The following is a 13,669-nucleotide window of genomic DNA, read 5'->3' on the forward strand; positions in this document are numbered from 1 at the left end:
CCTACTGGTTGCTGAATGCAGCGTCGAACGACGCCGTGGGCTTCGGCCACAGCAGCGACCGCACGAACCCGACGGCCTCGGCAGCGCCGTGCAACCGGTCCATCCCGGCGTCCTCCCACTCGATCGAGATCGGACCGGAGTAGCCGATCGCGTCGAGGGCACGGAACGAGTCCTCCCACGGCACATCCCCATGACCGGTCGAGACGAAGTCCCAGCCGCGCCGCGGGTCGCCCCAGGGCAGGTGCGAGCCGAGCACGCCGGCGCGGCCGTTCTGCGGGCGCATCCGGGTGTCCTTGCAGTCCACGTGGTAGATCCGATCCGCGAAGTCGACGATGAAGCCGACCGGATCGATGTTCTGCCACATCATGTGCGAGGGGTCCCAGTTGAAGCCGAACGCCTCACGGTGGTCGACGGCCTCCAGCGCCCGCACCGACGACCAGTAGTCGTAGGCGATCTCGCCAGGGTGCACCTCGTGGGCGAAGCGCACGCCCTCACCGTCGAACACATCCAGGATCGGGTTCCACCGGGCGGCGAAGTCCTCGAAACCACCCTCGATGACCGATGCGGGCACGGGCGGGAACATGGCCACGTACGGCCAGATCGACGACCCCGTGAACCCGACGACGGTGTCGATGTCGAGTTTGCGCGCCACGCGGGCGGCCCGCTTCATGTCGTCGGCCGCACGCTGCCGCACGCCCTCGGCATCGCCGTCGCCCCACACGTAGTCGCGCAGGATCGCCTGGTGACGGAAGTCGATCGGCGCGTCGCACACGGCTTGACCGGCGAGATGGTTCGAGATCGCGAAGATCTTCAGCCCGTGGCGGTCGAGGATCTCCTTGCGCGAGGCCAGATAGGCGTCGTCCTCGTCGGCGCGCTGAAGGTCGAGGTGGTCGCCGGATGCCGCGACCTCGAGACCGTCGTAGCCCCACTCGCTCGCGAGCCGTGCCACCTCCTCGAAGGGCAGGTCGGCCCACTGCCCCGTGAACAGGGTGACGGGATGCGTGCTGGTCATCGTGCAGCCTCCGGGTAGTTCTCCGCGATCCACGCCCAGCTGGTCTTCGCGCTGGCGAACGGCTCCATGCTGGGCTTGTCCACTTCGATGATCACAGAACCGTCGAAGTCCTCCGGCAACCCGGCGAGCGCGTCGACGATCGGCACGTCCCCGAGACCGGGCTCGAGGAAGAAGCGCCGGCTCATCACATCGAAGTACGGGGTGCGCGTCGCCCGTGCCTCCGCGGCGATCGACAGGTCCATGTCCTTCACGTGCAGATCGGAGATGCGGTCGGCGTGCGCGGCCACCCACGCCACGACATCCGCGCCGGTCCAGGCCAGGTGCCCGATGTCGGGCCCAGCCGCGAGCAGGCTCGGTGAGATCGCATCGAGCACGTACTCGTACTCGTACTCGGTCTCCACCCACGTGCCGACGTGGTTGTGCAGCGCGGCCGTCACACCTTCGGCTGCGAGCACCTCGGCGGCCTCGCCGATGATGTTCGCGACACGGTCCAGCCGCGCCCGGTCGAAGGCGTGCCCGACCGCGGCTGCCTCGTCGATGCGCGGACGGCCCGGCGCCATGTCGGCTGCCAGGAACACCCGGTCGAGCCCCATGAACGTCGTCTCCTCGGCGCGGCGGCGGATCTCGTCGAACCAGCGGAAATGCGCCTCCGGGTCACCGGAGTGGTCACGGTCGAACTCCTCGGGAAGCCCGATGTGCACGTAGCCCGGCGACAGCCTCAGGCCCGAGTCCGCGACGACACGGGCATAGCTCTGCAACGTCTGGGTCGGCAGCACCTCCAGCATGACCGAGGAGTATCCCGCCTCTGCCACCTGCCCGAGGATGACCGGCTGCTTGGGCAGGAAGCTCGACAGGTCGAACTCCCATCCCACGCTTCCCGGCTCGCCCGTGGACTCGCCGAGCGAGACCGTGATCCACTGCAGCGTGTTGAGCGAGAAGTGATCCTGTGTCAGCGCCATCGCTGTTCTCCGTTCTTAGAGGACCTGTTCTGCACGGCCCGGCCCCTTCAGGAACCGGTGACTTCGGCGACCCAGGCGGCCGTGTGCTTCGCGCTAGCCACCGGATCCATGCTCGCCCTGTCCACCTCGATGATGATCCACCCGCCGAAGCCGTCGGGGAGCACCGAGAGTGTGTCGACGATGTCGATCTGGCCGAGCCCCGGCTCGAGGTAGAGCCCCAGGTCGGTGGCGCGTTCGTAACTGAAGCCCTCTTCGCGGCTGCGACGGGCCAGCTCCAGGTTCAGGTCCTTGACATGCAGATCCTGCACGCGATCCGCCCACTTCGCGATGGCCTGCTTCGCATCGATGCCCGCCCATTCCAGGTGGCCGATGTCGAAGGAGGCACCCAGGCGCGAGGCGTCGATGCTGTTCAACACGTGCTCGTACTCGTGCTCGGTCTCGATCCAGGTGCCGACGTGGTTGTGCAGTCCGGGACGCACCCCCTCGGCGTTGAGCACGTCGACTGCCTCATCGATCAGGTCCGTGAGCTCGTCGAGTCGATCCTGCGAGAAGTCGACGCCGATCGCCGGCTTCTCCCAGCGGACGGCGGTCTGGTCGACCTCGGCGGCGAGGAAGATGGTGTCGAGCCCGAAGTAGTTGGATTCCTCCGCCTTGCGGCGCACTGCGTCGAACCAGTGGATGCGCTCGAACGTGCCGCGCTCCAGGCGCCCGCCGTGGTCGCTCGCGAGCGGCACCTGCACGTAGCCGGGAGCGAGCTCCAGACCGGAGGCCTCGACCATGGCGGCGTAGTTCTGCAGCGTCTGCGTGTCGAGCACCTCCAGCATCGTGGCCGAGAAGCCGGCGTCCCTGATCTCCGCCAGCACCTGCGGGTACTCGGCGACGAACGAGGGATCCGCGAAACGCCACAGGCTCGCGCTGCTGAGATCGTCCGGGTTCTCCTTGACGTTGATCCACTGGATCGCGTTGAGCGCGAACTTCAGGTCTTTCATCTGCATGGTGGTTTCCGTTCGGTTCTACTTCAGCCCCGCGGTGGCGACACCCTGGATGAAGTACTTCTGGAGGAAGAGGAAGAGGATGAGGATCGGCAGCAGCACGACGACGGCGCCGGCGAGCAGCAGTCCGAACGAGACGGTGTTGGATGCCTGGGAGGCCACCGACAGTCCGACCGGGGCCGTGTAGGTGTCCTGCGACTGGGCGACGACGAGCGGCCAGAGGAAGTTGTTCCACGAGGTGAGGAACGACAGGATCGCGACCGTCGCAAGGCCCGGGCCGGTGAGCGGGAGGAAGATCCGGAAGAAGAGCCGCCCCTCCCCCGCGCCGTCGAGACGAGCAGCCTCCATGAGCTCGAACGGCACTCCGTGCGCGAACTGACGCATGATGAACACGCACAGCGGCAGGATCAGCACCGGCAGGATGATCGCGATGAGCGAGTTCACCAGTCCCATCTGCACGACCACGACGAACTGCGGCACGAACAGCGCCACGTACGGCACGATCATCGAGACGATCACCAGCGGGAAGACGAAGTTCTTCCCCCGGAAGCGCAGCTTCGCCAGGGCGTAGCCGGCCATCGCGCTGAACAGCACGTTGCCCGCGATCGCGACGCCGGAGACGATGAAGCTGTTCATCATGTAGGTGCCGAACTCACGGTCGGCGAACAGCTGGATGTAGTTGTCGATCTGGAAGGACTCGGGGAACCACGCCCCCGGGTTGCCCAGGAACTCGGACTGCGTCTTGAACGATCCGAAGAACACCCAGACGAAGGGAAGGAGCATGAACACGGTGACGACGATGAGGGCTGTGTAGTTCAGCGCCTGGCGCGTCGGAGACAGAGTCTTCAATGTTTCGGCCTCAGCATTCGGAACTGGACGATCGCGACGATGCTGACGAGCAGAAGGAGCAGGACGGATCCGGCCATCGAGGCCGACACGTTCCCGAATCCGAACTGTTCGTAGACCCAGACCGCGATCGATTTGGTGGAGCCGAGCGGTCCGCCCTTGGTCAGCAGGTACGGCTCCTCGAAGATGTTCAGGAAGGCGACGGTCATCAGCACGGTGACCAGCAGCGTGGTCGGACGCAGGAGCGGAAGCGTGATCGACCAGAGTCGGCGCCAGGTGCCGGCCCCATCGGTCGCTGCGGCCTCGTAGATCTCCTCCGGCACGGCCTGCAGACCCGCGAGGAACAGGATCATGCAGGTTCCCGTGGTGCGCCAGACGCCCATCAGCACGACCGTGGTGATCGCCCACCCCGGCTCGCCGAGCCAGTTCGGCTCCGGCAGGCCGAGGTCCCCCAGCGAAGAGTTGACCGGACCGGTGATCGAGAAGGCGTACTGCCAGATGACGGCCGCCGCCACGATGTTGGTGATGACGGGCACGTAGACCGCCGCACGGAAGAAGGTCTTGAGACGGCGGATGCCGTTGTTGAGCATGAGCGCCAGCGCGAGGCCGAGCGCCATGCTGATCGGCACGCACAGCACCACGAACATGATCGTGTTGAGGAACGCACTCTGGAAGCCGGGGTTCGTGATGACCTTCGCGAAGCCTTCGAAGCCGGTGAAGTTGACCCCCAGAGGGTCACGGATGTCCCTCGCGGTCATGTCCGTCAGGCTGGCGCCGATGGCCAGGATGGCGGGGATGCCCGTGAAGAGCAGGAACAGGGCGAGGAAAGGTGAGAGGAAGAGCCACGCCGTGGTGGTCTCCGCCTTGCTTCCCTCGCGCATCTTCCTGGTGCCTCCGGGGCGTCGTCGGGTAGACGCCCCGGAGGTGACCATGGTGCGAGTCGCTGTGGTGGACATGGCAGGTGTCAGTTGCCCATCCCGATCGACTCGGCCTGCTGCTGCGCCGCGTCGAGCGCGTCCTGCGCGGAGAGTCCGCCGCGGACGACCTTCTCCATCTGCTCACCGATGACCGTGCCCACCTGGCTCCAGGTGGAGACCTTCGGCAGCGTGATCCCGGTCTCGAGACCGGCTTCGACGGTCGCGAGCAGGCGGTCGTCAGCGAGAGCGGGGTCTTCCCACGCGGACTTCACAGCCGGCATGTTCTTGAAGATCTGGAACCATTCGACCTGGCTCTCCGGCTCCGACATGAAGCGCGCGAACTTCCACGCGGCATCCTTGTTCTCGGAGTCGGTCGGCACGAACCAGCTGCCGCCGCCGACCGTGGTGGCCGCATCGCCCTCGGGGCCGACCGGCATGGTCGACAGCGACAGGTGCTCGTCCGCCCAGCCCTCGCCGTTGGCGTCGTCGAACCAGCCGACGAACCAGGGGCCGCCGTCGATGATCGCGGCGTTCTTGCCGGTGGTGGACCAGGAGACCGTGTCGAGGAAGGCGGGGCCATCCGGCGAGGCCAGGCCGTCCTTGATGAGTCCGGACCAGTACTCCAGCGCCTCGACGTTCTCGGGCGAGTTGATCGTCCACTCGGAGAGGTCGTCGGAGATGAAGGAGCCGCCGTTCTGCGCCGCGAAGGTCAGCAGCTGGCGCGCGGTGTACGAGTCGTAGGCGGCGTACAGCGCCAGCGGGTACTCGACGCCGGACTCCTTGAGCTTCTCACCGAAGGTGCGCAGCCCGTCCCAGTCCTTCGGGGCCTCGGCACCGGCGGCCTCGGCGAGGTCGGTGCGGTAGATCACCATGTCGGAATAGGCGTACCACGGCACGCCGTAGGCCACGTCGTCATAGACCGAGTTGTCCCAGATGACCTCGAAGAAGTCGTCCTTGTTCACCAGTCCGTCCGGCACCGGGTCGAACCCGCCGGTCGCGATGAGCGAGGACTGCGTCTCGGTGAACGAGTAGATCAGGTCGGGGACGGTGCCCGCCGTGATCGCCGCGGTCATCTTCGACGCGAACTCGGCCTCGGGGATCTGCGTCATGTTGATGTCGACGTCGGGGTTGTCGGCCTTGAACTTCTCGAACATCTGGGGAAGCTCGGCGCCGTCGGCACCCTGCGTCCAGATCTCGAGCGTGCCGGTGGCGGGCTTGTCGTCGACCGTGGTCGAGTCGCCTCCCGCGGCCGGGGTGTCGTCGCCGCGTCCGCAGCCGGTCAGCAGCAGTGCGCTCGACGCGACAAGCGCGATTCCGAGCATCGTTGCCCGGCGTCGCGAGGAAGGGTATGTGTGCATCGCGATCATCTCCTAGTGGTGTTCATCGGGTAGTGCAGGTCAGAGTGCGGCGCTGACAGCCCGCGCGATACGCACGGAGAGGGTCGCTCCCGTGAGTGTCGCGTTGCATGTCAACGCGGTGGGAACCACGCCGTTGCCGGCGAGGAAGAGGTTGTCGAAGCCCCAGACGCGGCCGTCGGTGTCGACGACGCTCGTGCCGTCGTCGACCGGCCCCATCCGGACGGTGCCGGTGTAGTGCAGCGACGCTCCGGCGGGGAGCACCTCGGACTCGGCGTCCTGGAAGGTGCCGATCGCGTTCGCCGCGGCCCGCTGCACGTCCATGGTGCGGCGGATCTCGGCCAGGTCGTTCTCCGAGTAGGAGAAGTGCACGGTCATGTGCGGCATGCCCAGCGCGTCCGTGATCTCGTCGGAGAACTCGATCCGGTTCTCCGGACGGATCTCGGTCGCGCAGTACCAGCCGACGCCGAGCACGTGCCTGCCGTCGAACTCGCGCTCCATGAGCTGTCCGTGCGCGGGGCGTGCGGTGCCGATCGACGGGCTCCAGTAGGACCCGATGAACGGCTCGCCCGCCGGAGGGACGGGGATCTCGGCGTCGGCGAGGCCGAGGCGGACCGCGTCGATCACGACGTCGCCGTCGATCGAGGCGTGCTCGTTCAACCGCACCCCGAGGGCTGCAGGACGGATGCCGGAGGCCCACAGCAGCTGCGGCGTGCGCAGTGCGTCGGCGGCGACGAGGATCTGGGCGCCGCGGTACACGGTCTCGACACCGGTGTCCACGTCCTTCGTGATGAGCCCGGTCACGCGGGTGCCGTCGTTCTCGAGCCGGGTCACGAAGACGCCGGTGCGGAAGGTGACGTTCGGGGCGCTGCCGTCGAAGACGAACGGAGCGATGTCGCGGGGCCCCGTACGGGCGAACGGGCGGTCGCTGTGCGCGACGCCCGCCATCGGCATGTAGCCGAACTCGCGGGCGGGGTCGGGGCTGGGGACAGCCTCGCGGATGGCCGCGAAGATCGGCTCAGTGAACGGGTTGTCCACCAGCGGTCCGACCGAGGTGCGCAGCAGACCGCGCGCGGTCTCGAGATCGGCATCCCACTCGGCACGGGGCAGGAAGTCGGGGATCTCCTCGGCATACGGCCATGGGGTCGCCGCCGTCCAGTGCACGCCCATGCCTCCGATGTTCCAGGCCACGGATGCTCCGGGGAAGGCGGCGAAGTTGTGACCGAAGAACGCGGCGGGGAAGACTCCCGGCACGTCGGCCTGCCAGGCATCCCCCTCGATCTCGTTCATCGAGACGGCACCCTTGACATACTCGATCTGGCGCGCACGGCGCATGAGGTCTTCGTAGGAGGCGTTCAATGCGCTCTCGTCTGCTTCGACGAGGTGCTCCCCCGGCACCTGGGTGATCTCGCGCCCCGCTTCGAGCACCAGGATCGACGCCTCGGGGTTCTGCGCATGCACCTGGGCGGCGATCACGGCGCCGTTGGGTCCCGATCCCACGATGACGAGGTCGTAGTTGTCTGTCATGTCGATTCCTTCTTGCTCAAGCCTGGTCGGGGGTGACGTCGATCCACCGCTCGTCGCGCGCCGCGGCCAACACGGCCTCGGTGAGCTGAGCAGCACGGACGCCGTCGACGAAAGTGGGCAGCCCGTCAGGGGTCGCTCCGCCGATGGCCGCGTAGGCGTCGGCGACGAATCCGTTGAACGCGTCCTGGTAGCCCTGGCCGTGCCCGGCCGGAACGCGCGAGAAGCGGGCGACGCCGTCGTGGGCGAAGGCCGGGTCGCGGAACAATTGCTGGTTGCCGGCGCGGTTGCCGATCCACAGCTCCTCAGGGCGCTCCTGATCGAAGCGGATGCTGGACTGGGCGCCGTGCAGCTCGAGGGTGAGCGCGTTCTTGCGACCGGCCGCCATCTGCGAGATGAGCAGTGTGCCGATGGCCCCCGACTGCATCTCCACCAGGATCGATACCGCGTCCTCGTTGGTCACGGTGTGCCCGCCGCGCTCGTCGTACACCCGTCGGGTGCGGGCGGTGAGTCGCACGATGCGCTCGCCGGCGACGAACTCGAGCAGGTCGCACAGGTGCGAGCCGATGTCGGCGAACGCCCGCGAAGGACCGCCTTCGGCCGAGGTCGCGCGCCAGTCGTCGTCTTCGGGCAGCAGCATCCAGTCCTGCAGGTACCCGCAGTCCACGGTGAGCAGCGCGCCGATCTCACCGGCGGCGACGCGCGCCCGTGCCTCGCGGACCATCGGGTGGTAGCGGTAGACGAAAGGCACGGCAGCGACGACTCCCCGCTCGGCGGCGGCGGCGGCCAGTGCCTGCGCTTCGGCGAGAGTCGTGGCGAGCGGCTTCTCGCAGATCACGTGCTTGCCGGCATCGATCACGCGCAGGGCGAGGGCGGTGTGCGTGGCGTTCGGGGTGCAGACGTGCACGATGTCGGCCTCGCCGCTGAGGAGCTCGTCGATGTCGCGCGCTGCGCGGTCGATGCCGAGTTCCCGTGCTGCCTGCGCGGCGCGGTCGGGAGTGGAGCTGGCGAGGACGGCCGTGGTGGCACCCGCCGCGCGCGCTGCGCGGCTGTGCACCTGGGCCATGAATCCTCCGCCGAGGAAGCCGGATCGGATCGTTCCGACCCCGGTGTCAGTGACGTCCGTTGTCATGTCGATGATTCTGACACACGTCGGCACACTTTTGCTACCTCTTCGTCAGAAGTTTTATTTCGATCGACGAATCTCGCTCCACAGAGATCGAAAGGGTCTGTGGTTTACTGACCCTATGAGCGACGCCGACCGCAGTTTCGGGGGCGCCTCGACCGGGGCCGGCGAGATCTTCCAGCTCCTCCTCGATGGCCACGCCCGCACCAAGGCCGACCTCGTGCATCTCACGGGGCTGGCACGATCCACCGTGTCATCACGCGTGGACGCCCTCCTCGCCTCCGGGCTGGTGATCCCCGCCGGAGAGGCGGCATCGACGGGCGGACGCCCACCCTCGCGCGTCGCGTTCAACCCGCGCGCGGGACTCGTTCTCGCGGTCGACCTCGGCGCCTCGCACGCCACGGTCGCAGTCTCGGATCTCGGCGGCCGCATCCTCTCCTCGATCACGCACACGCTCGACATCGCGAGCGGACCCGTCGCCGTGCTCGACCGGGTGGTGGCGGAGGGTCGCACCCTGCTCGAGGATGCGTCCCTGCGGGCGATCCCGGTGGTCGGCGTCGGCATCGGAGTTCCCGGGCCAGTGGAGCATTCCTCCGGCCGGCCGTACAACCCGCCCATCATGCCGGGGTGGGACCGCTTCGACATCCCCGCCTATGTGCAGCAGACCTTCGACGTCCCCGTGCTCGTCGACAACGACGTGAACGTCCTCGCCCTGGGCGAGCAGACCGCGAGCTTCCCCGAGACCACCGACCTGATCTTCGTCAAGGTCGCCACCGGCATCGGCGCCGGCATCATCGCCGGCGGCGCACTGCAGCGCGGCGCGCAGGGGTCGGCGGGAGACATGGGGCATGTTCGGGTGCCCCACTCCCTCGACTCCCCCCGAGAGAGTCACGAGGACCGCGACCTCGAGGACCTCGCGAGCGGGCGCGCCATCGCGGCCGTCCTCCGTGCCCAGGACATCGATGCCGAGACGAGCAACGACGTGGTCGAGCTCGTCCGATCCGGTAACCCCGCAGCGATCGAAGCCCTCCGACAGGCCGGGCGCGACGTCGGCGAGGTCCTCGCCACGGTCGTCAACCTGCTGAACCCCTCGGTCATCGTGCTCGGGGGCAGCATCGCCCGCGCCGGAGAGCACCTGCTCGCGGGCGTCCGCGAGGTCGTCTATCGTCGCTCGATCCCGCTCGCCACCCAGCATCTCGCGATCGTTCAGTCCCCCACCGGCGAGCGCGCCGCCGTGCTGGGCGCCGCGGTTCTCGTCGCACGCGAGGTGCTCTCGCCCGCCAACGTCGATGCGCGCGTGGTGGCCGCGGCGCGCTGATCAGCGCCTGCTCTGCTCCCACACGTCGCGCAGCGCGGGTTCGAGCTCCGGATACGCGAAGTCGTAGCCGGCATCGGCGAGCACCTGCGGCGCCACCCAGCGGCTCTTGAGCACCAGCTCCGGCTCCTTGCGCAGCACCCACATCGCGGGCTCGAGCATGAACCGCCACGAGGGCAGGCCGAACGGCATCCCGACCACGCGACGCAGAGTGGCCATCAGACCGCGGTTGTCGGTCTGGGTCGGCGCCGAGAAGTTGACCGGTCCCTCGATGGACAGATCGTCGCGGACGAACCGCACAGCGCCGACCAGGTCATCGATGTGGATCCAGCTGAACTTCTGACGCCCCTTCGAGCGCTTCCCGAGCGGCTGCTCGGGTTCGGTCGGGTGCGGGCCGATCCCGCGGTATCGACGGTGCGGGAACCACCACCCGTCGAACTGGGTGCCGCCGATCCCCCAGCGGGCGAGGCGGAAGAAGAGGTCGGTCGCTGCGCCATCACCGAGCACGATCGTGATGCGCATCGCGACGCGACGTGTGCCGGGGAGCTCACCGCGGAAGAACTCCTCCTCCCAGGCGAGTGCGACGTCGGGCGAGAATCCGGTGTCGAACTCCGTGTCCGCCTCGGTCTGCGCACGGTCGAGCGCATAGCGGTAGATGGTCGCGCTGCTGGCGTTCATCCAGACCGCCGGCGGATTCTCCGCCTTCTCCACGGCTTCGTGCAGCGCCCGCGTGGTGTCGAGACGCGAGCGCAGGAACTCCTCACGGTTGGCATCCGTGAAGCGGCAGTCGATCGCCTTGCCCGCCAACCCGATGAGCAGATCCGCCCCGTCGACGAGGCGGAGGATCGCGGAAGGGTCATCCCATCGGGCGTCCGGACCGTTCCGGCCGATCACACTGACCTGGTATCCGTCCGCCTCGAGAGCTTCCTTGAGTGCGGTGCCGAGGAAGCCAGAACCACCACCGAGCACAGCGCGGCGGGTCATGCGCCCACCTGGCCCTGATCGTCGGATTCGGTCCTGCGTCTCTCGATCTCCTGACGCAGTCGCCATTCCTCGATCTCACGGTCGAGATCCGCGATCTGCTGCTCGGTGGTTCGCGTGTCCCTGGGCGGAGCAGGAGCAGGTCGTACATCTGCCGGCGCTGAACGAGGCGCACGTCGCATCCGTGGGATCGCGATGCCCTCGCTGCCGTACTCCCGGCCGAGTCCGAACCACAGCAGGCTTCCGATCAGCGGCAGCAGGATGACGATGATGATCCAGACCATCTTGGGCAGGAACTTCACCTGGGAGTCGTCCCGGGTGATGATGTCGATCAGCGCGCCGATCATCAGCGCGATGACGAGGATCGAGAGCAGGAACGACATGAGTTCAGGGTAGACGACGAAGCGGCGCCGCGGTCGGGTTACGGGAGCAGATGCCCCGCGGCCCGGAACAGCTCGTACCACTCAGCCCTGGTGAGGTCGACATCGGCTCCGGCAGCCGCGTCCTGCACGCGCTGAGGCGTCGTGGTCCCGAGCACGACCTGCATCTTGGCGGGATGCCGGGAGATCCATGCCGTCGCGATGGCGATCGGGGTGACGCCGTACGACGCGGCCAGCCGGTCGATCACGGCGTTGAGCTCGGCGTACTCCGGATTGCCGAGGAAGACTCCCGTGAAGAAACCGCCCTGGAACGGCGACCACGCCTGGACGGTGATGCCGTTGATACGGCAGTACTCCACGATCCCTCCGCCGTCTCGGACGACGCTCTGGTCCGACCCCGCCATGTTCGCCGCGACCGGCTGCGCGATGATCGGCGCATGCGTGATGGAGAGCTGCAGCTGGTTGGCGACGAGGGGCTGGCGCACGGCCGTGCGGAGCAGGTCGATCTGACGCGGCGTGTGGTTGGAGACACCGAATGCCCGCACCTTGCCGGCGGCCTCCAGCTCATCGAACGCTCTGGCGACCTCGTCCGGCTCGACCAGCGCGTCGGGACGATGCAGCAGCAACACGTCGATGCGGTCGGTGCGCAGCGCCCGCAGCGACCCATCGACCTGTGCCGTGATGTGCTCGTACGAGAAGTCGAACATGCCCTGGGCCGGCACGATTCCGCACTTGGTCTGCAGCACGATCTCATCACGCTCGGCAGAGCTCAGCTGCAGAGCGTCGGCGAACCGGGACTCGCAGTGGTGCATGCTGCCGCCGTATATGTCGGCGTGGTCGAAGAAGTCGATCCCGGCATCACGCGCCGCACGGTAGAGCGTGCGGATGTGCGCGTCATCCTTGTCGTCGATGCGCATCATCCCTGCGATGACGGCGGGAGCGGTGGTGGATCCGAAGGGCACGGTCTTCATCCCGCCACGATACCCGGGGCATCCACCGCGCGGCACGGAGCGAGCGACGTGCCAGTCGGAGCATCCGCCCCAGCGGGCCCCGACCGACACGCCCTCCCTATGAATCCGCGCTGGCAACCCGAGGGGAAGGTACGAGCGCGGCAGGTGAGAGGTCCAACGCCAGCGCGATCGCGGCGAGCTCGGTGACTGTGAAGTCCGAGCGCACCTGCATTCTGCGCCGCAATGTGGAATAGGCGATTCCTGAGTGTTCCGACAGCCAGCGCCGGGAGTGCCCCGCTCTGCCGAGCTGCGCGGCGACCGCTTCTGCTACCACACGTCGGTCATCTGTCGTCACATGGAGACACTATCGCCCCGCCTGGCGACGTGCAACAGTTCCCGGGTCCAGCATGACAGCATATTGGTCACAGGCCGGTGCTATCGTGACTCGTGTGAAGACACTGTCCGAGGAGTTCAACGCCGCCGTCGGACGCCAGCTGCGCGGCGAGATCGCCGCCGCGGGAAGCAGCATCGCGGCGATGGCACGTGACATCGGAATCGCCCGCAGCGCCCTCGACAACTATGTCACCGGCAAACGCGCCATCCCCGTCCCCGTGGTCTACGCCGTCTGCGCGAAGGTCCAGGTCGCCCCTCACCTCGTGCTCGCCAGAGCCGAGGAACGGCTGAGCGCCGACAGCGCCAGAGCAGCCGGCGTCGTGACCCCCTTCCGCCGCCGGACCAATGTCGCAGGCACCGACGACACTATCCCCGAAGTCGCCTTCGATTCCCCCGTCGGACACGAACGCGATACCGACGACCTGTACCAGTAGGAGCATCATGGACCACCTCCTTCGACTCGTCGAGGAGAGTGGACTCCGCGTCGTGGAGCGCTCCGGCCCCACCAGGGGCGGCTACGACCACGCCGGCATGACGATTCGACTCGCCCCCGGCATGAGCGTCCGCACGACGACGAGCGTGCTGGCGCACGAACTCGGACACGCGGCCCTCGGCCACACGGTGTCGGCGCACCCGGAGGTCCGCGCCCGCCAGGAGCGCCGCGCGGACGAATGGGCGGCACGGCTGCTCATCTCGCCCGCCGCCTATGCCGCCGCCGAAGCGGCCCGTGGTCCGCATCGCGCGAGTCTGGCCTTCGACCTCGGGGTCACCGTCGAGCTGATCGAGGCGTACCAGCGCATGCTGCAGCGGATCGGAGAGAGCGTCTACGTCGCGCCGCGCATGGGATCCGGCCAATGGGCGCACCGCGTCGCGGCCGGGTGAACCTGCGATTCCGGGCGACGTGGAACTGGTTGAATGG

14 protein-coding genes are annotated in these 13,669 nt (G+C 67.8%); 3 read left to right on the plus strand and 11 right to left on the minus strand.

Annotated elements, in window-relative coordinates:
- Position 1 precedes the first annotated feature (1 nt).
- From MRBLWO12_RS09490 to MRBLWO12_RS09525, 8 genes are read right to left on the minus strand one after another with little or no spacing between them, the layout of a single operon-like run.
- Positions 2–1,012, minus strand: a complete 1,011-nt coding sequence (locus MRBLWO12_RS09490) for a sugar phosphate isomerase/epimerase family protein (protein ID WP_363554860.1) — start codon at positions 1,010–1,012, stop codon at positions 2–4.
- The gene (locus tag MRBLWO12_RS09495) at positions 1,009–1,971 is read right to left on the minus strand and encodes a sugar phosphate isomerase/epimerase family protein (RefSeq protein WP_363554862.1); all 963 of its coding nucleotides are present in this window, start codon (positions 1,969–1,971) and stop codon (positions 1,009–1,011) included. The genes MRBLWO12_RS09490 and MRBLWO12_RS09495 overlap by 4 nt, the downstream gene beginning before the upstream one ends.
- 47 nt (positions 1,972–2,018) lie before the next feature.
- Positions 2,019–2,966, minus strand: coding sequence for a sugar phosphate isomerase/epimerase family protein (locus MRBLWO12_RS09500; RefSeq protein WP_363554864.1), 948 nt, complete (start codon positions 2,964–2,966; stop codon positions 2,019–2,021).
- 18 nt (positions 2,967–2,984) lie between these two features.
- Positions 2,985–3,812, minus strand: coding sequence for a carbohydrate ABC transporter permease (locus MRBLWO12_RS09505; RefSeq protein ID WP_363554866.1), 828 nt, complete (start codon positions 3,810–3,812; stop codon positions 2,985–2,987).
- Positions 3,809–4,765 carry a carbohydrate ABC transporter permease gene (locus MRBLWO12_RS09510; RefSeq protein ID WP_363554869.1) on the minus strand — a complete coding sequence of 319 codons (957 nt, stop codon included), beginning with the start codon at positions 4,763–4,765 and terminating at the stop codon, positions 3,809–3,811. The genes MRBLWO12_RS09505 and MRBLWO12_RS09510 overlap by 4 nt, the downstream gene beginning before the upstream one ends.
- An 8-nt stretch (positions 4,766–4,773) precedes the next feature.
- A complete protein-coding gene (locus tag MRBLWO12_RS09515) occupies positions 4,774–6,084 on the minus strand; it encodes a sugar ABC transporter substrate-binding protein (RefSeq protein WP_363554871.1) in 1,311 nt (436 codons plus the stop codon).
- 39 nt (positions 6,085–6,123) lie between these two features.
- Complete coding sequence (locus MRBLWO12_RS09520) at positions 6,124–7,608, minus strand: GMC oxidoreductase (RefSeq protein WP_363554873.1); 1,485 nt, start codon at positions 7,606–7,608, stop codon at positions 6,124–6,126.
- Between the two features lie 16 nt (positions 7,609–7,624).
- The gene (locus MRBLWO12_RS09525) at positions 7,625–8,737 is read right to left on the minus strand and encodes a Gfo/Idh/MocA family protein (RefSeq protein ID WP_363554875.1); all 1,113 of its coding nucleotides are present in this window, start codon (positions 8,735–8,737) and stop codon (positions 7,625–7,627) included.
- A 115-nt stretch (positions 8,738–8,852) separates the two neighbouring features.
- Between MRBLWO12_RS09525 and MRBLWO12_RS09530 the strand changes: the two genes are divergently transcribed.
- The gene (locus MRBLWO12_RS09530) at positions 8,853–10,049 is read left to right on the plus strand and encodes an ROK family transcriptional regulator (RefSeq protein WP_363554877.1); all 1,197 of its coding nucleotides are present in this window, start codon (positions 8,853–8,855) and stop codon (positions 10,047–10,049) included.
- Here MRBLWO12_RS09530 and MRBLWO12_RS09535 read toward each other — a convergent pair whose 3' ends face one another.
- From MRBLWO12_RS09535 to MRBLWO12_RS09545, 3 genes are read right to left on the minus strand one after another with little or no spacing between them, the layout of a single operon-like run.
- Positions 10,050–11,030: an epimerase gene (locus MRBLWO12_RS09535; protein ID WP_363554879.1), complete on the minus strand. Its 981-nt coding sequence runs from the start codon at positions 11,028–11,030 to the stop codon at positions 10,050–10,052.
- Positions 11,027–11,410 carry a PLDc N-terminal domain-containing protein gene (locus tag MRBLWO12_RS09540; RefSeq protein ID WP_363554881.1) on the minus strand — a complete coding sequence of 128 codons (384 nt, stop codon included), beginning with the start codon at positions 11,408–11,410 and terminating at the stop codon, positions 11,027–11,029. The genes MRBLWO12_RS09535 and MRBLWO12_RS09540 overlap by 4 nt, the downstream gene beginning before the upstream one ends.
- A 38-nt stretch (positions 11,411–11,448) precedes the next feature.
- Positions 11,449–12,378 (minus strand): aldo/keto reductase, encoded by a 930-nt coding sequence (locus tag MRBLWO12_RS09545; protein ID WP_363554883.1) that lies wholly within the window; start codon positions 12,376–12,378, stop codon positions 11,449–11,451.
- A 428-nt stretch (positions 12,379–12,806) separates the two neighbouring features.
- Between MRBLWO12_RS09545 and MRBLWO12_RS09550 the strand changes: the two genes are divergently transcribed.
- Positions 12,807–13,184, plus strand: a complete 378-nt coding sequence (locus MRBLWO12_RS09550; RefSeq protein ID WP_363554885.1) for an XRE family transcriptional regulator — start codon at positions 12,807–12,809, stop codon at positions 13,182–13,184.
- A 7-nt stretch (positions 13,185–13,191) separates the two neighbouring features.
- Positions 13,192–13,632, plus strand: coding sequence for an ImmA/IrrE family metallo-endopeptidase (locus tag MRBLWO12_RS09555; protein ID WP_363554887.1), 441 nt, complete (start codon positions 13,192–13,194; stop codon positions 13,630–13,632).
- The last annotated feature ends 37 nt before the right edge of the window (positions 13,633–13,669 follow it).

It is taken from the genome of Microbacterium sp. LWO12-1.2, from assembly GCF_040675875.1.
Lineage (GTDB): Bacteria > Actinomycetota > Actinomycetes > Actinomycetales > Microbacteriaceae > Microbacterium.